The organism is Streptomyces sp. NPDC056224 (assembly GCF_042267665.1).
Classification (GTDB): domain Bacteria; phylum Actinomycetota; class Actinomycetes; order Streptomycetales; family Streptomycetaceae; genus Streptomyces.
This window is the reverse complement of the sequence record NZ_JBHJTK010000002.1, coordinates 131,059-153,153: the sequence shown is the minus strand read 5'-3', so window position 1 is coordinate 153,153 and position 22,095 is coordinate 131,059. Positions and strand designations below refer to the sequence as shown.

Here is a 22,095-nt window from a genome sequence, read left to right as displayed (position 1 = left end):
GGCGGTCTATTCCCCGCCGCCCGCCGCGCCGCCGGTGTCTCTGCCCTCCGGGTCGTCGGCCGTTCCGTTGCCCCGGGCCGCCTGCCCGCGGGAGGAGGCCGCCGAGTGCAGCAGACTGACCTCGCGGATGATGCGCGCCAGATGCTTGCGGCCGGAGTCGTCCATGCTCATGGCCCGCAGTGCGATGTCCCGGACCTCGGCGTTGCCCATCGCCGAGGCGATGGCGAGCTGTGCGTCGACCCGCTCGGCGGTGTCGTCGTCGAAGAAGTACGCGGCGGGCACGCGGAAGAACGCCGCCAGCGCCTCCAGGTGCCGTTTGGTCGGGTTGTCGCGCTGTCCGGTGCGCAGCTGCCAGACGTACGTCTTGGAGAACGTGCCGCCGCTCAGCTGGCTGCAGCCACGAGCGACCTCCTCGTAGGTGTATTCCCGGCCGTTGGTGCGGATGGTCCTGAAGAGTTTGTCGACCTTGTCGGCCAAGGGGGGCATCAACACTCCTTCTGTCCGCCAGTGTGAACCGGCAGGGTGATGACGACCAATCGTAGTTGACAGCCCGTAAGCCCGCACCTACGGTCGAACCGTTAGCTGAGATGAACAAGCGGGTGTATGCCGGCAGCCGTCAACAAACGGCAGGCCGGTACGGGGGCCCGATCGGGAGGCTTGGGTGGGGAAGATCTCTGTGCCGGAACGTGGCGGCGCGCACCGGGCGGCGGACCGCGCGGATCCCGCGCCGGACCGGCCCGGCCCCCGGCTGAGGCGCGCCGCCGCCGACGTGCTGGACCGCTACGCGGACACCCTGAGGGCCGAGGGACACCCACTCGTGGAGCTCCCGGAACTATGGCGCGACACCCGCGCCGGCGCCGCACTGGTCCTCGCGGAGTGCGCCCGCGCCCTCGACGCGACCGCCCGGCCCCGGACGCGCGGACACCCGGACCGCGTACGGCCCGCGGAGGCGTCCTGCCGCGAGCTCGGTGCCCGGTGGGCCGCCGCGGACCTCGGGCTCGCCGACTGCCTGTCCGCCATGGACCGGCTCACGGACGCCCTCGTCGCGACGGTGGACCCAGCGGGCCCTGAGCCGGGCGCCCACGACGCGGCGGACATCGTGCGCAGGGTGTCCGCCCGCCACACCCGGGCCGCGGCCCACGGCTACGAGACCCGGCTGCGGGCACACCCGCCGGCCCCGGGCGACGACTGCTGCGGCCGGCTGGCCCGCGACGTCCACGACCACCTGGGCGGCAGCCTCGCCCTGGCCTTCCGCCACCTGGAGCTCCACCGGCTCAAGACCCGGGTCGCAGGCGCTGACGATCCGGAAACGCAGCGGCACCTCGCCGCGGTCCACGACGCGCTGCAGGAGGCCACCACCCTCACGCGCGGCCTGGTGACCGGACTGCGCGAGACCCGCAGCACCGCACAGGACGGCCTCGGGGAATCACTGCGCCGCCACGCGGACCGGCTCAACCTGGCCGGAGTTCCCGTGCGGCTGACGGTGGAGGGGGACGAGTCGCGGGTGCCGCCGGCCCACCGTCGGGAGCTCGTCCTCGTCGTCGGGGAATTCCTGCGCAACTCCTTCACCCACGCCGATCCGCAGGCCGTCACGATCGGTGTACGGATCTCACACCACCGCGTCGAGGTCCAGGCCGGCGACGACGGGCGGGGCTTCCACCACGACGCCCCCCGCGAACACCGGGGCGGGCTGACGGCCATGCGCGAGCGGGTGACACAGATGGGCGGGCGCTGCCTTCTGCTCAGCGCTCCGCGAAAGGGCACCCGGCTGCTGCTGTGGGTGCCGCTGACCAGCGGCCACGGGCCGCACCCGGGGGAGACATGAAACCCATTCGCATCCTGATAGCCGACGATCACACCCTGCTGCGCGACGCGCTGGCGGAACTCCTCGACGCCGAGGAGGACTTCGACGTGGTGGCCGTGGCCGGCAACGCCGCCGAGACCGTACGCCTGGCGGCCGAATTCCGGCCCCACGTACTCCTCCTGGACATCGAAATGCCCGGCAACCACGACCCGGCCACCACCGTCCGGCACCTGCGCCAGGCCGCGCCGGAGACCCAGGTCATGGTGCTGACCATGCATGACGACCCCGGACTGGTCCAGGCGTTGCTGCCGCTCGGCATCCGGGGGTTCCTGCACAAGACGGTGAGCCACCAGTCGCTGGCCGGCACGGTGCGCGACGTGTGCGCGGGCGGCAGCCGGGTCACCATCTCGCTCTCCGCCCGCAGTCTGGCCGCTCCCGCACCAGCGGACATCGCGCCGCTCTCCGTCCGCGAGACGCAGGTCATGGAGCTCGCCGCCAGCGGACTGAGCAACTACCGCATCGCACGCCGCCTCGACATCGCCGAGGGGACCGTGAAACGCCACATGCGCAACATCTTCGACAAGCTGGACGCGGGGTCCCGGGTGGAGGCCGCCAACAAGGCGGTGCAGCGCGGTCTGATCGCTCCTCCGGTGACCGCCCCCCGCCGGGTACGGGACGCCCGCAGCCTGCCGGACGTCGTGCTCCGGGGCCCGCACAGCCTGCCGGACGCCGTCCTGTGGTAGACCCGGGACGGGCACCGGCCGCCCGGCCCGGGCACCGGCACCCGCGCCGGGAACCCGGCCCGGCCATACACCTGCACCCCTGAATGAACCGCGGGCCCCGCGAACGACACCTCTGGTGACGCCGCACGGCGCCACCGGCCCGCCCCGGCAACGGCGCCGCTGCCCGGCCCCGAAGGAGCCGGACAGCGGCGCCGGACGCGTACGGCATCCCTCCGGGGCGCCGGGCGGCACGTGCCGCTCCGCAGCCGCCCGGGACGGCCGCGGAGGGGCACACGCGAGTGCCGCGGACCGCGGACTGCTCAGATGCCCATGCCGATGCCGCCGCCCACGGGCAGGACCGCGCCGGTCACGTACCCGGCCTGCTCCGAGGCGAGGAAGCGGACCGCCGCGGCGACCTCCTCGGCCGTACCGGGCCGGCCGAGCGGAGTCATCCCCATGACCTCCTTCATGCGCCGCTCGGTCAGCCCGCCCGTCATGTCCGTGTCGATGATCCCCGGTGCGACCAGGTTCACGGTGATGCCACGGGAGCCCAGTTCCCAGGCGAGCGAGCGGGCGAAGCCCAGCAGCGCGGTCTTCGCCGCGGCGTAGTTGGTCTGCCCGGGGGAGCCCAGGAAACCGAGCGCGGACGACACCAGCACGATCCGGCCCCGGCGGGCGGCGAGCATGCCGCCCGCCGCGGCCCGCACGGTACGGAACACACCCTTCAGGTTCGTCTCCAGCACCTCGTCGAACGTGGCGTCGTCCATACGCAGCAGCAGCGTGTCCCGAGTGATGCCCGCATTGGCCACCAGCACCTCCACGGGGCCCTGTTCCGCCGCGACGGCGGCGAAGGCGGCCCTGACGGAGGCGTCGTCCGTCACGTCGCAGCGCACCCCCAGAAGTCCGTCCGGGGGCGTCCCGGTCCGGTGGCCGACGGTCACCCGGTCGCCGTCGGCGGCCATGGCCCGCGCAACGGCCAGACCGATCCCCCTGTTGCCGCCGGTGACGAAGACGGAACGTGACATGAGCTTCTCTCCTTCTGGGACACCGGGCAACCGCCCGGTCTCGTGAACGGCGCGAAGGTCATCGCGCCGGGGACTCCACCAGCAGGCAGGACCAGGTGAAGCCGGCCCCCGCGCTGAAGACGAGGGCACTGGACCCGGGCGCCGGCAGGCCCCGGGCCGTCAGGTCGGCGAGTCCCGCGACCGCGTCGCCCGCCCCCAGGTGCCCGGTCTCCCGGCCCAGGTCGAGCAGTTGCGCCCCGCCCACCTGCTCCGCCAGGACCGGGATCCACGACTCGGCCAGCGTCTTGGCACCGAACCGGGGCAGCACGACATGGGTCAGCCGCGGATCGCGTCCGTCCATGCCACCGTCGGCCAGCGCCTGCGAGACGACCGTGCGAATGGCCCGGCGGTTGGCGGAGGTGAACGGCAGGGTTCCGTGCGTGTGCAGGTAGGCCCGCTTGGTGGCGCGCATGTCGACCCGGTCGCGGTGTCCGCGGGCGACCGGCGAGAAGGGATCCGTGCCGCGGTGCATCTCCTCCAGCAGGGGATCCGCGACCGTCGCCACCGAGCGCAGCAGCAGCACGTCCCCGTCGTCGGCAGGACGGCGCAGCAGCACGGCCGTACCCGCGTCGCCGTACGCCACTCCGAAGTCGCCCGCCCAGCGGTCGAAGCCGGGCTCGGCGAAGCGGTCTCCCGTCGTCACCATGCCCAGCCGCGGCCGCGCGGAGGGGGCCGGGTCCGACGAGGCGAGCCACGCCGTCACCAACCCCATGGCGGCCGCGCCGCCGTTGCACACCTGCTGGATGCCGACCGGCAGCGCCCGCAGAGCGCCGAGACGGCGGGCGACGTAGTGGGCCGGCGACCACAGGTCGTGCCCCTGGTAGTACATCCACGCGTGCGCCAGCACATCCAGCCCGCCCGCTTCGATGCCCGCCGCGTCCAGCACCCCGCGGGCCGCGAGGACCGCGGCGTCCGGCGGGGCGACCGCCCCCGCGTCCGGAACGCTCTCATGGCCCAGGGCCGCCGCGTCGCGCTCGCGCAACCTCCCCGCGGCGACCGCGCCCGAGGCCCGGGACCGCCCCTCGGGCAGCCACAGCCCGGCCGTCACTATGCCCACCGGCTCGGTCGGTCTCATCCCCCGCACCACCTGTCCGCACATCGCATCGACTTCATCGCCGGAATGCTCGGGCGCCCCGATGAAAGTGCGGGCAAAAAACGGCCGGAAACCTCCGCACCCCGTGCGGATCACCCCCATGGGCAGACGGCACGGACCGGCGGAGGCACCACCCATGTCACTTTCGGAGTGCTTGCCGCTGCCTCCGGACCTGGGATTGGCTGGTTCAAGCCGCACCGGGGATACGCGAATCTCCCCGATCCGGCCCCCCACAACCAGTGAATCGAAGGGCAATGAGATGAGTGACATCGCGATATCCGAGGACCGGCGCGCACAGGTGCGGGCCATCGTCGCGGACGTCCTCGAAGTGGACGTGGACGCCCTGACCGACGAAAGCAGCTTCGCCGACGACTTCGACGCGGACTCGCTGCTGATCATCGAGATCTTCTCGCGCTTCGAGCGCGACCTCGGCATCCGAATCCCGCAGGAGGACCTCACCGAGCTCGACGAACTGCCGAGCGCCTACCTCCTGGTCGAGAAGCACAGCACCCCGGAGGCGCTGGGTGTCTGACGAGGCCTCCGCCACGGGGCGCCGGGTCGTCGTCACCGGGCTCGGCGCGGTGAGCAGCCTCGGGCTCGGCGCCCGCGCGCTCACCGCGGCGATCCGGTCCGGGCGCAGCGGCATCGGCCCGATCGGACAGTTCGACGGCGCGGGCTTCGACCGCACCCTCGCCGGTGAAGTGCGCGGCTTCCACGCGGAGATGCACCTGCGGGGAACCGACCCCGCGCAATGGGGGCGCAGCGGACGCTTCGCCGCCGCCGCAGCGCGGATGGCGGTCGCGGACGCCGGAGTGAACCCGGCCGCACTGTCCGCGGGAAACACGGCGAGCTGCTTCGGAACGACCAACGGCGAGTCACAGGTGCTGGAAGAACTGACCCGGCAATGGGTCGACCACGGTCTTGCCGCGCTCGACCCGGCGCTCGCCGGCCAGGCCGACGCCGGCCGGATCGCCGCCGCCGTCAGCGCCGAACTCGACCTGAGCGGCGAGTCCATCACCCTCGGCACCGCCTGCGCCGCCGGCAACTACGCCATCGGCTACGGCTTCGACCTGGTCCGCACGGGAGAGGCGGACGCCGCACTGTGCGGCGGGGCCGACGCCTCCAACCGGGCCACCCACGCCGGCTTCCACCGCCTCGGGGCCCTCGCCGCCGACGTCCCCCGCCCCTTCGACGAACACCGCGACGGCATCGTCACCGCGGAGGGCGGCGCGGCGCTGCTCCTGGAACCCCTCGACACGGCGCTGGCACGCGGGGCCCGGATCTACGCCGAGGTCCTCGGGTACGGCATGACCTGCGACGCCCGCCACATGACCAACCCGGACGCCGCGTCGATCGCCGAGTGCATCCGGCGCGCCCACCACCACGCCGGCATCGAACCCGGCGACGTGGACTACATCTGCGCACACGGCACCGGCACCAGGGCGAACGACTCCACGGAGACGGCCGCCGTGCGCGAGGTGTTCACCGACGGCCCCCCGCCGATCAGCTCGATCAAATCCATGCTCGGGCACACGATGGGCGCGGCGGCCGGCTTCGGGGCCCTGGTGTGCTGCGCCGCCCTGTCCGAAGGCTTCCTTCCGCCGAGCGCCACGCTCCGCCGGGTGGATCCGGCGCTGGGACCGGGCCTCGACTGCGTCCAGGGGCGGGCCCGGGCCGCCCGGCCGCGCATCGTACAGAACCACGGCTTCGCCTTCGGCGGGAACAACGCCGTCACGATCTTCGGAGAGTTCACCGCATGAGCATCGTGGACGACCAGCAGCGTCCGGCCGCCACCTCGCGGACGGTGGTCCCCGTGGCACTGGACACCGCCGGCGTGGTCAGCTCCGCCGGCGTGGGACTGCAACCCCTCGCCGACGCCGTGCGGACGGGCACCGCGGGCGGCGGACAGCCGCCCCTCGCCCACGAGGCGGAGGACTACCCGCCGCTCACCCTGCGCCCGGCGGACTTCCCGGCCGCCGACCTCCTCGGCCCCAAGGGACTGAACCGCCTGACGCGGGCCGAACAACTGGGCATGGCCGCATGCACCCTGGCCCTCGGACCGGTCCGCGACCGCTCCGGGACCGGCGTGGTCCTCGGCAGCGCCGTCGGCAGCAGCGCCGGTGTCGGCCGCTTCACCCGGGACACCTTCGTCCAGCAGCGCCCCGACATGGTGAACCCGTCGGCCTTCCCGGGCACCCTGATGAACGCCGCGGCGGGCCGCACGGCCATACGCCACGGGCTCACCGACGCGAACGCCACCGTCTCCGGCGGACCACTGGCCTCACTGCACGCACTGCGTTTCGCCCGCAACACCCTGGTGGCCGGCCACGCACGCCGACTGCTGACGGGAGGCGTGGAGGAGCTGTCGCCCCAGAACGCCTGGGCCTGGCACCGGGCCGGATCGCTCGCACCGGGCACCGCACTCGGCGAAGGCGCCGCGGTGTTCGCCCTGCGGACGGTCCCGGACGGCGGCACCGGCGAGGGCCCCCTCGCCCTAATCATGGCCGTCGAGACCGGGTTCGCCGCGGGCGGGCCCCTCGCCGTCGCCCGCCGCCTCACCACCTGCGTGCGGGACGCCCTCGCCCGCAGCGGTGTCGGCGCCGCCGACGTCGCCGTGGTCGCACCCGGTGCCGCCGGCCGGCGAGGCTGGGCGGCCGTGGAGGAACGCGCCCTGCGCGCGGCGCTCGACGGCCCCGACGACCGGCATCTGCTGCGCGTGCAGGAGGTGCTCGGCGAGACGCACGGAGCGAGCGGCGCCCTCCAGGTCGCCGCCGTCCTCGCCCGCTGGCACGACCCCCACCTCGACACCCGCGGCGAGCGGGCCGCCCTCGTCACCTCCGTCGGCCCGGACGGCTCGGTCGGCTGCGCCGTCCTGCTGCACCCGCACGCGGGCGCCTGAGGCTCCCCGCCCGCCCACCGACCCACCACCACGTAAGGACCCCTCCCCATGCGTTACCGCTACCTCGGCCGAACCGGCCTCCAGGTCTCCGAGCTGTCCTTCGGAGCGGCCACTCTCGGCACCCCCGGCGCGTTCGGCGGCCTGCCCGGTGCGAACTGGTCCCAGTTCGGCGTCAACGCGGGCGACGACGCCGTCCGCCTCGTCCACGCCTGCCACGACGCGGGCGTCAACTTCTTCGACACCGCCGACGTCTACCGGGACGGCGAGTGCGAGGAACTGCTCGGCCTGGCACTGAAGGACCGCCGGGACAAGGCCGTCATCGCCACCAAGGCCCGCTTTCGCACCGACCCCGACGACATCAACGCGGCCGGCTCCTCACGGCACCACCTGGTCCGCGCCGTCGAGGCCAGTCTCCGCCGCCTCGGCACCGACTACATCGACGTCCTCTACCTCCACGGAACCGACCCGCGTACGTCCCTGGAGGAGACCCTCGGCGCCCTCGACGACCTGGTGCGCGCCGGAAAGCTGCGCTACATCGGCTGTTCGAACTTCCCCGGCTGGCAGCTGATGAAGGCACTCGACATCTCCGACCACCGCAACCTCGCCCGCTTCGCGGCCTACCAGGGCTACTACAACCTGGGAGCCCGTGAACTGGAGCACGAGATCGTGCCCGCCGCCGCCGACCAGGGCGTGGGCATCACCGTCTGGAGCCCGCTGGCGGGCGGCTTCTTCAGCGGGAAGTACCGGCGCGGGCAGGACGTCTCCGCGGACTTCCGTCTGGCACACGAGGGCCCCGCCTCCATCGCCCCGCTCACCGATCGCGAGCAGGCCTACGACGTGGTGGAGGTGCTCGACGGCATCGCCCGCGAGCGCGACGTCTCGATCGCCCAGGTCGCCCTCAACTGGGTGCTGAGCAAGCCCGCCGTGACGTCCGTGGTCTTCGGCGCCAGCCGCCCCGGCCAGCTCCAGGACAACCTCGGCACCGTCGAGTGGGAGCTCACCGCCGAGGAGCGGCAGCGCCTGGACGCGGCCAGCGACCGGCCCGCGCCCTACCCGTACTGGCACATGCGTGCCATCGCCGGCGACCGGAACCTGCCCGGAGACATCCAGCCCTGACCACGGCCGCCCCCACCCCCCCCAGTACTGCCGAAGCCCAACCCAGGAGCACAGCCGTGCCCATTGCCGTCATCGCCCTGTCCCTCAGCGGTTTCGCCATCGGAGTCGCCGAGTTCATCATCGCGGGGATCCTCCCCGACATCGGAGCCGACCTCTCCGTCTCCATCCCCACCGCGGGACTTCTGGTGTCCGGGTACGCGCTCGGCGTCGTCATCGGCGCCCCCGGCCTCACCGTCCTGTGCGCCCGCACCGAACGCAGGAGCCTGCTGATCCGGCTCATGCTGCTCTTCCTCGCCGGAACGGTCCTGTCCGCGCTCGCCCCCACCTACGGGCTGCTCATGGCGGGCCGGGTGCTCTCGGCCCTCGCCCACGGCGCGTTCTTCGGTGTCGCGATGGTGGTCGCCTCCGATCTCGTCCCCGAAGACCGCAAGGGCCGCGCCGTGTCGATGGTCGCCGCGGGTCTGACCCTCTCCACGATCCTCGGCGTCCCGGCGGGCACCTTCATCGGCCAGCACTTCGGCTGGCGCTGGGCATTCTGGATGGTCGCCCTCTTCGCCGCGGTGGGCCTGGCGGGCATCGCCGCGCTCGTGCCCAGGACCCCGGCGCCCGAGGGCACCGGGCTGCGCTCCGAACTGAGGGTGCTGCGCCGCCCGCAGGTACTGCTGGTCCTGCTCACCACCGTGCTCGGCTTCGGCGGCGTCATGACCTCGTACACCTACATTGCCGAAATGGTCACCCAGACCACCGGTTTCACCGACGGCGCCGTCACCCTGATCATGGTGCTCTTCGGCGTCGGCATGTTCGTCGGCAACCTCGTCAGCGGCCGGATCGCGGACCGCGCCCCCAAGAGCGCCATGTGCGGGGCGCTGGCCCTGCTCACCCTCGTCCTCGGGGCGTTCACCTTCACGGTGCACGACAAGGCGGCCACCTGCGTGACCGTCTTCCTCTTCGGCGCGGCCACCTTCGCCACCATCTCCCCGCTGCAGATGCGGATCATGGCCAAGGCGGACGGCGCCCCCACGCTCGCCTCGGCGTCGAACATCGCCGCCTTCAACCTCGCCAACGCCGCCGGCCCGCTGCTCGGCGGCAGGATCATCGACGCCGGCCTCGGCTACCCCGCCCTCAACTGGGCCGGGGCCCTCGTCACCCTCGCCGGACTGCTCCTCGCCGGCCTCGGCGTGGCGGCGGAGCGCAAGGAGCGCCCCGCCGCGCCCGCCGTCCCCTCACCGAGCGGCAGCGCCGCCGCGCACTGAACGCCAGCGAACCGAAAGGAAGCCATCGTGGAAGCCTCCGTCCTGGACGCGCCCCGCAGCCCCACCACCCCCGCCTACGACCGGACCGTCTCCCGCTCGCTCGTCCACCGCTGGGCCCTGTCCGAGGTGTTCCTCACCGATTCCGTCGCCACCGGTGAGGGCATCTTCACCGCCGCCGCGCAACTTCCCCTCTCACACGCGTACTTCCGCGACCATGTGCCGGGGCGGGGGTTCCACGACCCGTTGCTCGTCCTGGAGAGCTGCCGCCAGGCGGTCACCCACGCCTCGCACCTCTTCGAGGGAGTGCCCCGCGACACCACGTTCATGGTCACGTCCTGGACGCTCGACATCACCGAGCCGGAGGCGCTCCGCTGCGGCGAACGGCCCGGGGAGCTGCGCATGGACGCACAGGTCACCCAGCGCGTCCGGCGCGGCGGACGGCTGCGCCGACTGGTCTTCGCCATGGACCTGACGCTCGACGGCCGCCCCCTGGGCCGGCTCACCATGGACACCAACTGCACGCCCACCGACCAGTACCACGCACTGCGCCGCATGCAGCGCGGCACCACCGTCCCCACGGCGTTCACCCTGCCCGCCGAGCCCACCGGAGCACCGGTCGAGCCGGCCCGGGTGCGCCGGCTCGACCCGGCGAACACCGTCCTCGACGCCGTGCAGGTGGACCAGGCCACCCTCACCGCCCGTCTCAGCCCCCGTACGTACCGCAACCGCAGCATGTACGACCACCCCTACGACCACGTCCCGGCCATGGTCTTCAGCGAGGCGGCGCGCCAGTGCGCCCTGCTGCTCGGCCCGCAGGACACCGCCACGCCGGATCCCGACACCGCACGCGTGCTGCGGCTGCACGGTCGCTTCCTGAAGTTCGCCGAACTGGACGACCAGGTGCATCTGACCGCCACGCGCGAGGAAGACGGCAGTCGGGGGGCCTTGCGCATGAGCGCCGTCCAGCAGGATGAGACGGTGGCCGTGGTGGACGTCGCGCTGGGTTGAGCCCGCCGCCTGCCCGCCTCCACCGGCCCTCCAGGTCGTTCCCTTACCTTCCCTTACCTGCTTCTTCCCTTCCCCCCTCTCCCTTCTCGCCTCCGGAGTTCTCCGTGACCACGGCACTGCCGACGACCACGCACGCCGTCGCGTTCTTTGACGTCGACGAGACGCTCACCACCGTCAAGAGCATGTTCGACTTCTACGACTTCTTCCTGAACGCCGTCGGGCACACCCCGCAGGAACAGCAACGGCTCCGCCAGGACGCCCGCGACCTGCTGCGCCCCGGCCTGCCCCGGGAACAGGGCAACCGGCTCTTCTACCGGCGATTCGCCGGCTACCGGGCCGAGCAGACGGAGGCCCTCGGCCGGGCATGGTTCGCGCAGCACCTGCGGCAGGGCGGGTTCTTCCACCAGGACGTCCTCGAAGCGCTCACCGCCCACCAGGAGCGCGGGCTGGCCACCGTCCTCGTCTCCGGTTCCTTCCCCGCCGCTCTGGATCCGGTGGCCGCCCACATCGGTGCCGACGTGGTGCTGTGCACGCGCCCGGAGGTTCAGGACGGGGTCTACACCGGGGAAGTGCTGTCGACGATGATCGGCGACGCCAAGGCCCGGGCCGCCAGGGAGCTCCTGGCCGAGCGCGGCATCGCCCCGGAGGACTGCCACGCCTACGGCGACCACGTCTCCGATCTGGGGCTCCTGCGCCTCGTCGGCCATTCGGTCGTCGTCGGCGACCATCCGGACCTGCTGGCGGAGGCCGGCCTGCGTGGCTGGCACCACCTGGCGGGCGTCCCGGCCTGACCCACGCCCCATCGCAGCCGGCCGGCGTCTTCTCGGCGCTGCGTCGTGGAGGGAGGCGGGGCCCGTCCCGGTAACCGGCCGACTGCGGAGCATCGATCGATCCCCCCCCCGTACATGGCAGCGGCGTCTTCCGTACGCCGCACTGACAGAAGGGGGAGGGTGCGTAGCCCCATCGGTTGGGCGGACCCCGGGGCGGCAAGTCGGTGCATTTACGTCACATCGCCACATGGAATGCCTGGCTGAATCCGATATCCGAGGTGATTGCGGTGCCTATCGGACTGATAGTTTCCGCGAGTTGATCTTGTCGTCACCCCGTCAAGCCCCGTCACGGGTGGGCGCGGTGACGGCCACCCCTCTCGCAAGGAACCCACATTGCTCCGCCCCAGTCCGCTTCGGCCCACCCGTCTCACCTCCCGAGCCGCAGCCGCCGCTGCCCTGCTCGTGCTGCTGCCCGCCGTCCCGGCGGCAGCCGCCCCGACCCCGCACCTTGACTCCGTCGAACAGGAACTCCGCCGGGTCTCGCCCGGCCTCGAGGGCCGCGTCTGGGACCGCACCGCCGGCAACGCCCTGGACGCCTCGACGCCCGGCGGTGGCGACTGGCTGCTCCAGACCCCCGGTTGCTGGGGCGACAGCGCGTGCACGGAGCGGCCCGGTACGCAACGCCTGCTGTCGAAGATCTCCGAGAACGTCGCCCAGGCCAAGCAGACCGTCGACATATCCACTCTCGCGCCGTTCCCGAACGGCGCGTTCCAGGACGCTCTCGTCTCCGGTCTGAAGGCATCGGCGGCACGGGGCAACAAGATCAAGGTGCGGGTCCTCGTGGGCGCCGCGCCTGTCTACCACCTCAACGTGGTGCCGTCGAAGTACCGGGACGAACTCGTCGCGAGGCTCGGTGACGACGCGCGGAACATCGACCTCAACGTCGCCTCGATGACGACCTCGAAGACCGCGTTCTCCTGGAACCACTCCAAGATCCTCCTGGTCGACGGCCAGTCGGTGGTCACGGGCGGGATCAACAGCTGGAAGGACGACTACCTGGAGACCAGCCACCCGGTGGCCGATGTCGACCTGGCGCTGAAGGGGCCCGGCGCCGCCTCGGCGGGCCGCTACCTCGACGAACTGTGGTCCTGGACCTGCCAGAACAAGAGCAACATCGCCAGTGTCTGGTTCGCCTCCTCCAACGGCGCCCCCTGCATGCCGTCCATGCCGAAGGCCGCCGCGGGCCCTGCGCCCCAGGGCGACGTGCCCGTCATCGCCGTCGGCGGGCTCGGAGTGGGCATCCTGCGCAACGACCCCGTCTCGGCCTTCCGGCCCCAGCTGCCCACCGCACCCGACACCAAGTGCGTCGTCGGGCTCCACGACAACACCAACGCCGACCGCGACTACGACACGGTCAACCCGGAGGAGAGCGCCCTGCGGACGCTGATCTCCACCGCCGGCCGGCACATCGAGATCACCCAGCAGGACGTCAACGCGACCTGCCCGCCGCTGCCGCGCTACGACATCCGCGTGTACGACGCCCTCGCCGCCAAGCTGGCAGCCGGGGTGAAGGTCCGCATCGTGGTCAGCGATCCCGCCAACCGGGGTGCCGTCGGCAGCGGGGGCTACTCCCAGATCAAGTCCCTCGCCGAGATCAGCGACACCCTCCGCGACCGTCTCGCCCTGGTCACCGGCGACCGGGTCACGGCGCGCACGACGATGTGCTCGAACCTCCAGCTGGCCACTTTCCGCAGCTCGGCCGCGCCGACCTGGGCGGACGGCCACCCGTACGCCCAGCACCACAAGGTGGTCGCGGTGGACGACTCGACGTTCTACCTCGGCTCGAAGAACCTCTATCCCGCCTGGCTCCAGGACTTCGGGTACGTCGTCGAGAGTTCCGACGCCGCCCGGCAGCTCACGACCCAGCTGCTGGATCCGCAGTGGCAGTACTCCCGCCGGACCGCCACCGTCGACTACGAGCAGGGCATCTGCCCCGCCGCCTGACCCGACCGGCGTAGGGGAGGCCCCGCCCCCGATGAGTGCGGCTGAGGCCCGGGCTCGTCGAGGTCATCTGCCAACTGCGTCAGGAATACACGGGTTTCAGCCCCGGGCCGACGGCAGCCGGGCCGACGGCCCGTTCCAGGGCTTCCAGGACGGTGTCTCTGAACAGCGTGGCCTTGTAGCCGGTCTGCGGCAGCGGCCGGCAGCGGGCGAGCACCGTCGCGGCCGCCGCGGCGAGGACCCCGGGGGTGGCCTCGCGGCCGATCAGGGCGGCCTCCACCTCCGTCAGCCGCAGCGGGACGCGCGCCACCCCGCCCGCCGCGACGGCGGCGTGCGTGACGGTGGCCCCGTCGAGCGCGAGCCGGGCGGTGGCCTCGACCAGGGGCCATTCGGCGTGGGCCCGGCTGGTGGCCCGGTGACAGGCGGCGCGTTCACCGGGCAGGGGTGCGGGCAGCCGCACCCCGGTGAGGATGCGGTCCGGCCGCAGCAGGTGATCGGCCTGGTGGAGCCGGTCGCCGTCCCCGTACAAGTCGGCGACGCTGCGCGGGGATTCACCGTGGATCTCGGCCTCGGCGCCGTAGGTGAGCAGGGCCATCGCGAGGGTCGACGGGTGCGGGGTGATGCAGGGCCCGTCTCCGCTGACCACGCCGAAGTGGTGGTCGCCCGCGCGTGCGGGGCAGCCGGTGCCGCCCTTCTGGAAGCAGCTGACGTGCGGATTGCGGTAGTACCAACAGCGGTTGCGTTGCAGCAGGTTGCCGCCCAGGGTGCCGGCGGCGCGGATCTGCGGGGTGGCCGCGGTCCCGGCCGACAGTGCGAGAGCCGGCCAGCCGGCGCGCACCTGCGGATCGGCGGCCAGCGCGGCGAGGGTGGTCAGGGCGCCGATCCGCAGTCCGCCGCCGGGCAGCGGCGTGGTGCCGCGCAGGTGACCCGCGCCGGCGAGATCGGTGAACGGTCCGGGGGAGACCCCGCTGCGCTGCCGGGCGGTGGTGTCGGTGCCACCGGCGCGCAGCTCCCCGCCGCGGGCCAGGACGGCGGCCGACAGTTCGCTGAGGGCGGGCTCGGTGCTCACGTACGCAGTCCTTCCAGGAGCCGGTCGGGGCGGATGGGCATGTCGTACGGACGCCAGCCGGTCGCGTCGTGGACCGCGTTGGCCAGACAGGCCGCGGTGGGCAGGGTGGCGATCTCACCCAGGCCGACACCGCCGCCTGGGACGTGCTCGAAGCCCTCCTGATGGAAGTGGACGGTGATCTCGGGGGTATCGCCGATCCCGGGGATGCGGTAGTCCTCCAAATTCTCGGTCAGCACCCGACCGGTGGCGGGGTCGGTGCGCCGCTCCTCGTACAGGGCGTAGCCGACGCCCTGGACGACGGCGCCCTCGCACTGGCTCCTGGCCAGCCGGTCCTCGTGGATGCGGCCCGCGGAGATGCCGCTCCACACGCGCAGCGGTCGGATCCGGCCGAGCCGCGTGTCCACCTCGACTTCGGCGACCTGCACCGATCCGGTGAAGCCGCGGCCGATGGCGATACCGCCCAGGGTGAACGGGGTCACGAAGCCCCGGCGGTCGCGGGGGCGCCGGCCGGTCACCCGTACGCCGTGCGCCGCGTCCAGCCGGGCGGCGACGTCCCCGCCGCCGAGCGCGTCGCGCAGACGGGCGGCGGCGTCCGCGGCGGCGGGCGCGAGGGAGGGCGTGGTGCGGCTGCCGCCGGAGGTGGGACCGTGGACGGCATCGCTCCGGCCGACGTCGGCGCGCACCCTGCCCTCCGGTACGCCGAGCCCCTCGGCGACGGCCCGGCGCAGCACGGTCCGCGAGCCGGTGCCCATGTCCTGCACGGCGCAGCGGGCGACGACGATCCCGTCCTCGACGGTGAGCTCGACCTCGGTGACGGGATCGAGCAAGTACAGCCAGTTGGCCGCCGCGACGCCGACGCCGCGGCGGAACCGCCCGGTGCCGCCACGGGGGCCCGACCAGACCGGAAGCGAGGCGGCCCGGTCGTACAGGGCGTGTCGCTTCAGGTTGCCGTCCCAGCGGCGACGCAGGGCGATCGGGTCCTGGCCGAGCCGGTGGGCCATCTCGTCGACGGCCTGCTCCAGGGCCCAGCACATCGTGGGTCCGCCCGGGCCGCGGAACGGGGCGCCCGGAGGCCGGTGGGTGAGCGCGTCGAAGTCGCGGAGCCGACGCGGGGCCTTGCCGTACATGAACCGGGCCAGTGCCGCCACGGAGCCGCCCACCGAGATCCCGCCGTCGCTCTCCGCGTCGATGGCCAGCGCGTTCAGATCGCCGCCCGCGTCCGCGACCATCGCCAGCCGGATCCGGGTGCCGGGCCGGTATCCGCCGTCCGTGAGCTCCTCGTCCCTGTCCAGCACCACCCGTACCGGGGCGCCGTGCAGCCGGGCCAGCTCAACCGCGGCGACGACGTCGGAGGTCAGCCCCATCTTGCAGCCGAAAGCACCACCGACGTGGACCGCCCTCGCCACCACCCGTTCGGCAGGCACACCGAAGCGCTCGGCGGCGAGCTCGGCCACCCGCTTCACCGACTGTGTGGACACCTCCAGGTGCAGGGTGCCGTCGACCCACTGGGCCAGGCAGGCATGCGGTTCGAGCGGGGTATGGGTCTGCGGGGCGGTGGTGAACACCCCCTCCACCACCCTCTCGGGGTTCCGTTCCCGGGCCTCGGTGATACGGCGCACCGCGGTGGCGGGGCGCTTGCTCATGGCGGACGGGCCCCGCAGGTTGCCGCGCCAGCGGGCGGGCAGCAGCTGGGGGGTCTCGCCGGACCCCGGCGCCCGCTTGCGGGCCGCCTTGTCCTCGTAGACCAGCGGGCCTTCGCCGGCCCGGGCCCGGCGTACGTCAAGAGCCGCCGGCAGCACCTCGTAGTCCACCCTGACCCGCGCAGCGGCCGCCCGTGCGGCGGCCCGGTCCGGCGCCGCGACCGCGGCCACCGGCTGCCCGACGTACCGCACCACGCCGTCAGGAGGCAGCAGCGGCACCAGCGGGAGGTCTCCGGCCTCCAGGGAACGCACGTGCGCGTGTGCGTGCGGCGAGCGGATGATCACCCCCTCCAACAGGCCCTCGGGGCGTAGGTCCGTGGTGTACCGGGCCGATCCGCTGATCTTCTCGGGGGCCTCGGCGCGCGGGACCGCGGGCGCCTCCCCACCGGCCTGCGCCGTGTCGTAACCGGCCTGCGCCGTGTCGTAGTCGCCCGCGCAGGCCGCGGCCACCGCGCTGAAGATCCCCTCGTACGCGCCGCAGCGGCACAGGTGGCCCGCCAACGCGTCCGCGATCTGCTCCCGTCCCGGCCGGGTGCGGCCGTGCGCGGCCCGCCACCGCTCGAAGAACGCCGCCGCCTCGACCACGAACCCCGGGGTGCAGTAGCCGCACTGGAGGGCGTCCTCGCCGGCGAAGGCACGCGCCACCGCGTGGCCCGACAAGCCCTCCACCGTCGTCACGCGACGGCCGGCCAGCATGACCGCCGGGGTCAGGCACGAGACCCGGGGTTCACCGTCGACCTGGATCGTGCAGGCCCCGCACACCCCGCCCGCGCAGACCAGCTTGGTGCCGGTCAGACCCAGCCGGTCGCGCACCACCTCCACGGCGGCCGGGTCGTCGTCCACGTCCACCGCGCGCCGGGCGCCATTGACCTCGAACTCCACGAGACGTACTCCTCAGCCGTGGGTGTGGCGACCGCCGGGCCTCGCGCTCACCTTCACGCTCCTTGATATCCCGGTCCAGGGGTGGGCGCAGTTCGGGCGGCGCGGGGGCAGGAAGAGACGACCGCTCGGGTGCGGGACATACGGCGCGCGACCGGGGTGCTGACGGTGCTGGGGCGGGCGGCGCGCAAAGAACCGCCTCCGATGCCCGATTTCCTTAGATTCGGACGTTTAGTCCGCTTTCTGCCGTGTCCTCGAAGGTGTACGGCCGGCCACGCTGCGTGAGATCGGGGGCTTGTGGCGGTGAGCCGTCCCATAGGGCCCACGTCACATACGTAAAGGGATAGTAGCCCTTTTCTGGGGTATTTCACCCTCTCCGCAGCCCCTCCACCTGCACCGATACCGGTGAGCTCGGAGGGGGGCTGCGGCATCCCGGCTGCGAGGTCCGCTAGTAGGCGGGGTCGTTGCCAGGGTTTGGTGGGGTCTGTAGAACTGGATGAGTCGCAGGGCGGCAGGGGTGCTTCGGTACTTCACCCTCCCGCCGTCGAACCCCTCTCCTTCGCGTGAGTGGCTCACGCATGTCTTCGGCATGCCTGCGACCGCCCTTGTCCCCTTCGGAAGGTCTATCCGTGTCCAACGCCGTCATCCGCCGCATCGCCGCTTCCAGGAAGACCCTCGCGGGTACCGTCGTCGCCCTGGGTGTCGCCGGTTCCATGCTGGCCGCGGTTCCCGCGCAGGCCGCCCCGACGAGCGCCAAGGCGATCGCCCAGCAGATGATCAAGGACCCGGCCCAGTTCGCCGCCTTTGACAAGATCGTCTCGCACGAGAGCGGCTGGAACCCCACCGCGACCAACGCCTCCTCCGGTGCGTACGGCCTGGTCCAGGCTCTGCCGGCGTCGAAGATGGCTTCCGCGGGCTCGGACTGGAAGACCAACCCGGCCACCCAGATCAAGTGGGGCCTGGACTACATGAACGAGCGCTACGGCAGCCCGGTCGGCGCCTGGAACTTCTGGCAGGCCAACCACTGGTACTAAGCCACCAGCGGACAGCGGACAGCAGACAGCAGACAGCAGACAGCAGACGCCCGGCCGGGGACCATCCCGCCGGGCGTCTTCGCGTATCCGGCCACCGAGCCCACCGCAAAACGGCGCCTCCGGTACTGAACCCCGCGCCCTCGCTCGTGCCTCGCCCGCCCCGTCAGGACGTCGCGACCGCCGTCTCAGGGCTCGTCATGTCCGTTTCGGGGTCGCGCACCGGTGACCGGAACCGTCCCTGTCCGCGAGTGGGTCCCGGGGTCATAGGGATCCAGTGCGGGCCACTTCGGCGCCGCGGCACGCTCCTTCGAGAAGACCGGGTGCAGGTACCCGTCCTCCGGTGCGCGGCAGTCGTCGTTGGCCGCCCGCCATTGCGCTTCGCGTACGGTCAGTTGTCCATCACCCCTGGCCACGAGGTCCAGACGCCGTCGGACGACGACCCGGGCGACCTCCTGGGCTCCCGGTACCACCACCGTGCCGCCCGAGAGCTTCACCAGCGGATAGACGAAGGTGTAGTCGGCGTGCACCACCAACTCGCCCGCCGGCGAAGCCTCGTACGTCATCGTCCCGCGCGTCTTGACCACGGTGCCGTGCAGGGCGACCTCGCCCGGGTCGAAGCGCGTGAAGAGCCACAGCGGACTGTGCCCTTCGCCCGGCTGCCCGAGCGACTTCTCCAGTTCCGCGCGCGCAGGCTCGCGCGGATCGAGACGGGCCAGCGCCGTATCGGGCTGCGCGCCGAGCACGCGCGGTGAGGTTCGACTCGACCAGCAGCCCCCGGGTCTGGCGCAGTACGTCGCCCACCTGCACGGAGGTCAGCGCGCCGACGGCCTCCGACGCCGGAAGGTCGATCCCGGCAGCCCCGTCCGCCCAAGCGGCGGACGGCGAACCGCGGAACGGCATGCGCACCGTGGCCGGCCACTCGGCCGGCCACATCGCCTCCTCCAGCGCCTGCGGCGCGTACGGCTCCTCAGTGGGCCGCTCACCGGTCGAGCTCGCCAGCCACCCCCCGATCGCAGCGAGCACGACCACGGCGCCGCCGGCCGCCAGCAACGCTCGCCGCCACAGTCGTCGACGCTCACCGGCCGCCGTTCGGACACCGGGACCACGCGCTGATTTCTTAGCATCAGAGGCCAACTATTGCCCCGGTCGCCGCCAGGACGACTACAAAGGACTGACCGAACCGAATCCGGCGACGAGGATGAAGCCACTCGTCGACGCTCGGAATGATGTCGAAGGCGGTGGATGTTCGTGCGTGATTGCAACAGAATCGAACCGATTGCGGTCAGATTACTTCCGAGAAGTCCGAGTTCCGACTCCTTCACCTGATACGGGCGGCCATGCTGAAACCCGTCACGTTTTCCTCGGCGTACGCATCGGTGGACGAGTACCGGCTCCTGACGTCGACCATCCGGTCGCGAGCGGAAGAGGCGCGGCGGGTTTTCAGCAGGGCCGGGCACGGGGAGGGAGGGGCACCCTACCTCCCCGTGCACATTCAGCTTCGGGGTTTGTTCATCGAGCTCTACATCGAGATCCGCCTGCGGAACGCGGAGTTTCGCATCGTCGGGTTCCGCAACACCTTCGCGAACGGGCAGGCTCCGCCAGAAGGCTACGTTCGCCACGTGCGGGACTCGGTCGCGCCACCGGGAGTCCTCCGGGTGGAAGCCCTGCCGTTCGGCGGAGGCCGCTCCGATCTGGAGACGGCCGCCGATGTGCGGCGTTCGGGGATCTCCCTGGGGCGGCGCCCCTTGGGCAACGCGGTCATCTGGCTGCACCGGAACCGCGATCCGAAGTGCACCGCACACGGAATTCTCGTGCTCTCGGAAATGCTCTGCGAGGCTGCTCGATACCCCGCCCTGGCCGATGCGATATCACGCATCTGGATGACAGGTGGCCGCCTGTCGAGCATGGCGGTCGCCTGAAATTCCTCGAATAGGCACCCATCCACCGGCGTTGGGGCACCGAAGAAGGGGTGAGACCTCTCCAGGAGCTCATTTCAACCCCGTACGAAGTGCGATTCCAGTCCTGGGATCCACGGAACAGGAGCGAATGTGATAGTCAAGCGCACCGGTCGCCGCGTGGCATTTGCCGCCGTACCCGCCGCCGTGTTCCTGACCCTCGGACTTTCCGGACCAGCTCTCGCGGAGGGCGGAAAGGCGTACCAGATCGATCTGGCGCAGCTGAACGCATCAGGCTCCAGCGGCACGGTCATGCTCAGCCTCAAAGGCAACCAGCTCACCGTGCAGATCGAGTCCGAGGGCATGGTGCCCGGACAGCCGTCGGCCCAGCACCTGCACGGCTCGACGAAGGGGCACGACTTCCACTGCCCGGACGCCACCGACGACACCGACGGCGACGGAGTCCTCAGCAACACCGAGGCCACGCACGACTACGGCGACATCAACATCTCGCTCACCACGGCCGGGGACACCAAGGCCACCAGCGGCCTCGCCGTGGAGCGCATGCCCGTCGCCGACAAGCAGGGCAAGATCTCATACAAGCGGACGATCCCCGTCGGCCAGGACGTGGTCGACCACATCAAGGACCTGCACGTCGTGCAGCACGGCATCGACCGCAACAAGAACAACAAATACGACTTCGAGGGGGCCGGCAAGAGCGAGCTCGACCCGAAGCTGCCCCAGGAGGCCACGGCTCCGACCAACTGCGGGGAGGTCAAGGGCGCGGCCGTGGGGTCCATTCCGGTCGGCGGCATCGAGACCGGCGGCGGTTCTCCGCAGCGCGCGGTGGTGCCGGTGACGGTGCGCGACGGTGCGGCGATCACGGTACTGGCGGTGGTGGCCGGTGCGGTCGCCGTCGCGCGGAAGCGCGCCGCCGCCGTAGCCACCGGCAGGGGGACCACGGGGAGCGGCGCGTGAAGCCGGCTCCAGCGCACTGCGCGCCTGCCCCATCCGCCACGCGGCCCCGCCGCCGGACCGCAGGCTCCCTGGCGGCCACCGCCCTCGCCGCGCTGCTCCTCGCCGGGTGCGCGGGGGAGCACCCTGCCCCGGAGGGGAAAGCCCTCCAGGGCGGGGCACCGGCCGCAGCCGGCGCCGCACCGTCCGGGAAGGCGCCCGCCGGCGGTGACTCCGCGTCACCCGCGGCCGGATCGCAGAGCGGCACGGGTACGGGCCAGAGCCGGGCCGAGCCCGCCCTCGCCCGGTCGGAACCCCAGAAGATCACGATCCCCTCCCTCGGCCTGTCCAGCTCCCTGGAGACGCTGCGGCAGAACGCTGACGGGACCATGCAGACCCCGAAGGACCCCGCGCTCGCGGGCTGGTACGAGCCGGGGCCGACGCCCGGCTCCCAGGGACCAGCCGTGATCGCCGGGCACGTCACGTGGAACGGAGCATCAGCCGTGTTCGAGAAGCTCAAGACGATGAAGGCAGGCGACACCATCAAGGTGACCCGGCAGGACAGCAAGACGGTCACGTTCACGGTGGACCGGGTCGCCGAGTATCCGAAGGCCGAGTTCCCGACGCTGGAGGTGTACAAGAACCTGGACCACGCGGGCCTCCGCCTGGTCACGTGCGGCGGCGACTTCGACCCGAAGAAGCACTACTACGACAGCAACGTCGTGGTGTTCGCCCGCATGACGGGTGCCGCGTAGGCAGGTTGCCGGGGCCGGGAAGGGCGTCCGTCCGTCGCAGTGGGCCCTGCGGCCGACGGACGCCTTTCGCAACCCCGCG

The 22,095-nt window shown here is 72.3% G+C and carries 20 protein-coding genes; 14 read left to right on the top strand and 6 right to left on the bottom strand.

The annotated features are described in order from the left end of the window. Positions 1-6: 6 nt before the first annotated feature. Positions 7-486 carry a helix-turn-helix domain-containing protein gene (locus ACFCZ1_RS04760; protein WP_376676908.1) on the bottom strand — a complete coding sequence of 160 codons (480 nt, stop codon included), beginning with the start codon at positions 484-486 and terminating at the stop codon, positions 7-9. A 175-nt stretch (positions 487-661) separates the two neighbouring features. Here ACFCZ1_RS04760 and ACFCZ1_RS04755 point away from each other — a divergent pair, with 175 nt between their 5' ends. Further along, a complete protein-coding gene (locus tag ACFCZ1_RS04755; protein ID WP_376676907.1) occupies positions 662-1,825 on the top strand; it encodes a sensor histidine kinase in 1,164 nt (387 codons plus the stop codon). Further along, positions 1,822-2,547, top strand: a complete 726-nt coding sequence (locus ACFCZ1_RS04750) for a response regulator (protein ID WP_376676906.1) — start codon at positions 1,822-1,824, stop codon at positions 2,545-2,547. The genes ACFCZ1_RS04755 and ACFCZ1_RS04750 overlap by 4 nt, the downstream gene beginning before the upstream one ends. Before the next feature lie 299 nt (positions 2,548-2,846). Here the strand turns inward: ACFCZ1_RS04750 and fabG are convergent, their stop codons facing one another. Both fabG and ACFCZ1_RS04740 read right to left on the bottom strand, forming a co-directional pair. Further along, a complete protein-coding gene (fabG, locus tag ACFCZ1_RS04745; RefSeq protein WP_376676905.1) occupies positions 2,847-3,551 on the bottom strand; it encodes a 3-oxoacyl-ACP reductase FabG in 705 nt (234 codons plus the stop codon). Positions 3,552-3,609: 58 nt separating this feature from the next. Next, positions 3,610-4,665 (bottom strand): 3-oxoacyl-ACP synthase, encoded by a 1,056-nt coding sequence (locus tag ACFCZ1_RS04740; RefSeq protein WP_376676904.1) that lies wholly within the window; start codon positions 4,663-4,665, stop codon positions 3,610-3,612. A gap of 277 nt (positions 4,666-4,942) precedes the next feature. Here ACFCZ1_RS04740 and ACFCZ1_RS04735 point away from each other — a divergent pair, with 277 nt between their 5' ends. The 8 genes from ACFCZ1_RS04735 (at position 4,943) to ACFCZ1_RS04700 (ending at position 13,733) form a co-directional block, all read left to right on the top strand. Further along, complete coding sequence (locus tag ACFCZ1_RS04735) at positions 4,943-5,215, top strand: phosphopantetheine-binding protein (protein ID WP_328923731.1); 273 nt, start codon at positions 4,943-4,945, stop codon at positions 5,213-5,215. Continuing rightward, positions 5,208-6,443, top strand: coding sequence for a beta-ketoacyl-[acyl-carrier-protein] synthase family protein (locus tag ACFCZ1_RS04730; protein ID WP_376676903.1), 1,236 nt, complete (start codon positions 5,208-5,210; stop codon positions 6,441-6,443). Before ACFCZ1_RS04735 ends, ACFCZ1_RS04730 begins: the two co-directional genes overlap by 8 nt. Continuing rightward, the gene (locus ACFCZ1_RS04725; protein ID WP_376676902.1) at positions 6,440-7,582 is read left to right on the top strand and encodes a beta-ketoacyl synthase N-terminal-like domain-containing protein; all 1,143 of its coding nucleotides are present in this window, start codon (positions 6,440-6,442) and stop codon (positions 7,580-7,582) included. Before ACFCZ1_RS04730 ends, ACFCZ1_RS04725 begins: the two co-directional genes overlap by 4 nt. Before the next feature lie 48 nt (positions 7,583-7,630). Further along, a complete protein-coding gene (locus ACFCZ1_RS04720; protein ID WP_376676901.1) occupies positions 7,631-8,698 on the top strand; it encodes an aldo/keto reductase in 1,068 nt (355 codons plus the stop codon). A gap of 56 nt (positions 8,699-8,754) precedes the next feature. After that, positions 8,755-9,951 carry an MFS transporter gene (locus tag ACFCZ1_RS04715; protein ID WP_376676900.1) on the top strand — a complete coding sequence of 399 codons (1,197 nt, stop codon included), beginning with the start codon at positions 8,755-8,757 and terminating at the stop codon, positions 9,949-9,951. Between the two features lie 27 nt (positions 9,952-9,978). After that, positions 9,979-10,959 (top strand): AfsA-related hotdog domain-containing protein, encoded by a 981-nt coding sequence (locus ACFCZ1_RS04710; RefSeq protein ID WP_376676899.1) that lies wholly within the window; start codon positions 9,979-9,981, stop codon positions 10,957-10,959. Positions 10,960-11,063: 104 nt separating this feature from the next. Further along, positions 11,064-11,750, top strand: coding sequence for an HAD family hydrolase (locus ACFCZ1_RS04705; RefSeq protein ID WP_376676898.1), 687 nt, complete (start codon positions 11,064-11,066; stop codon positions 11,748-11,750). 372 nt (positions 11,751-12,122) lie between these two features. Further along, on the top strand, positions 12,123-13,733 hold the full coding sequence (locus ACFCZ1_RS04700; protein ID WP_376676897.1) for a phospholipase: 1,611 nt from the start codon (positions 12,123-12,125) through the stop codon (positions 13,731-13,733). 79 nt (positions 13,734-13,812) lie between these two features. On the opposite strand, the gene ACFCZ1_RS04695 is transcribed toward ACFCZ1_RS04700, so the two are convergent. Together ACFCZ1_RS04695 and ACFCZ1_RS04690 are read right to left on the bottom strand one after the other, a co-directional pair. Next, complete coding sequence (locus ACFCZ1_RS04695) at positions 13,813-14,799, bottom strand: FAD binding domain-containing protein (protein WP_376676896.1); 987 nt, start codon at positions 14,797-14,799, stop codon at positions 13,813-13,815. Continuing rightward, positions 14,796-17,381 carry a molybdopterin-dependent oxidoreductase gene (locus tag ACFCZ1_RS04690; RefSeq protein ID WP_376676895.1) on the bottom strand — a complete coding sequence of 862 codons (2,586 nt, stop codon included), beginning with the start codon at positions 17,379-17,381 and terminating at the stop codon, positions 14,796-14,798. The genes ACFCZ1_RS04695 and ACFCZ1_RS04690 overlap by 4 nt, the downstream gene beginning before the upstream one ends. Positions 17,382-17,956: 575 nt before the next feature. Between ACFCZ1_RS04690 and ACFCZ1_RS04685 the strand changes: the two genes are divergently transcribed. Then, a complete protein-coding gene (locus ACFCZ1_RS04685) occupies positions 17,957-18,412 on the top strand; it encodes a transglycosylase SLT domain-containing protein (protein WP_376676894.1) in 456 nt (151 codons plus the stop codon). Positions 18,413-18,597: 185 nt separating this feature from the next. Here the strand turns inward: ACFCZ1_RS04685 and ACFCZ1_RS04680 are convergent, their stop codons facing one another. Further along, positions 18,598-19,155: a hypothetical protein gene (locus tag ACFCZ1_RS04680; protein WP_376676893.1), complete on the bottom strand. Its 558-nt coding sequence runs from the start codon at positions 19,153-19,155 to the stop codon at positions 18,598-18,600. 594 nt (positions 19,156-19,749) lie between these two features. Here ACFCZ1_RS04680 and ACFCZ1_RS04675 point away from each other — a divergent pair. The 3 genes from ACFCZ1_RS04675 to ACFCZ1_RS04665 all read left to right on the top strand — a co-directional run bounded on the left by ACFCZ1_RS04675 (position 19,750) and on the right by ACFCZ1_RS04665 (position 22,016). Then, entirely contained in the window at positions 19,750-20,331 is a 582-nt protein-coding gene (locus ACFCZ1_RS04675; RefSeq protein ID WP_376676892.1) for a ribosome-inactivating family protein, read from the top strand. 129 nt (positions 20,332-20,460) lie between these two features. Next, a complete protein-coding gene (locus ACFCZ1_RS04670) occupies positions 20,461-21,285 on the top strand; it encodes a hypothetical protein (protein ID WP_376676891.1) in 825 nt (274 codons plus the stop codon). Continuing rightward, the gene (locus tag ACFCZ1_RS04665; protein ID WP_376676890.1) at positions 21,282-22,016 is read left to right on the top strand and encodes a class F sortase; all 735 of its coding nucleotides are present in this window, start codon (positions 21,282-21,284) and stop codon (positions 22,014-22,016) included. Before ACFCZ1_RS04670 ends, ACFCZ1_RS04665 begins: the two co-directional genes overlap by 4 nt. The last annotated feature ends 79 nt before the right edge of the window (positions 22,017-22,095 follow it).

Excerpts from the sequence above, each read along its gene's own strand:
- ACFCZ1_RS04760 (WP_376676908.1), bottom strand. The coding sequence starts at position 486 with ATGCCCCCCTTGGCCGACAAGGTCGACAAACTCTTCAGGACCATCCGC.
- ACFCZ1_RS04750 (WP_376676906.1), top strand. The coding sequence starts at position 1,822 with ATGAAACCCATTCGCATCCTGATAGCCGACGATCACACCCTGCTGCGC.
- fabG (WP_376676905.1), bottom strand. The coding sequence starts at position 3,551 with ATGTCACGTTCCGTCTTCGTCACCGGCGGCAACAGGGGGATCGGTCTG.
- ACFCZ1_RS04740 (WP_376676904.1), bottom strand. The coding sequence starts at position 4,665 with ATGAGACCGACCGAGCCGGTGGGCATAGTGACGGCCGGGCTGTGGCTG.
- ACFCZ1_RS04735 (WP_328923731.1), top strand. The coding sequence starts at position 4,943 with ATGAGTGACATCGCGATATCCGAGGACCGGCGCGCACAGGTGCGGGCC.
- ACFCZ1_RS04725 (WP_376676902.1), top strand. The coding sequence starts at position 6,440 with ATGAGCATCGTGGACGACCAGCAGCGTCCGGCCGCCACCTCGCGGACG.
- ACFCZ1_RS04720 (WP_376676901.1), top strand. The coding sequence starts at position 7,631 with ATGCGTTACCGCTACCTCGGCCGAACCGGCCTCCAGGTCTCCGAGCTG.
- ACFCZ1_RS04685 (WP_376676894.1), top strand. The coding sequence starts at position 17,957 with ATGTCTTCGGCATGCCTGCGACCGCCCTTGTCCCCTTCGGAAGGTCTA.
- ACFCZ1_RS04675 (WP_376676892.1), top strand. The coding sequence starts at position 19,750 with ATGCTGAAACCCGTCACGTTTTCCTCGGCGTACGCATCGGTGGACGAG.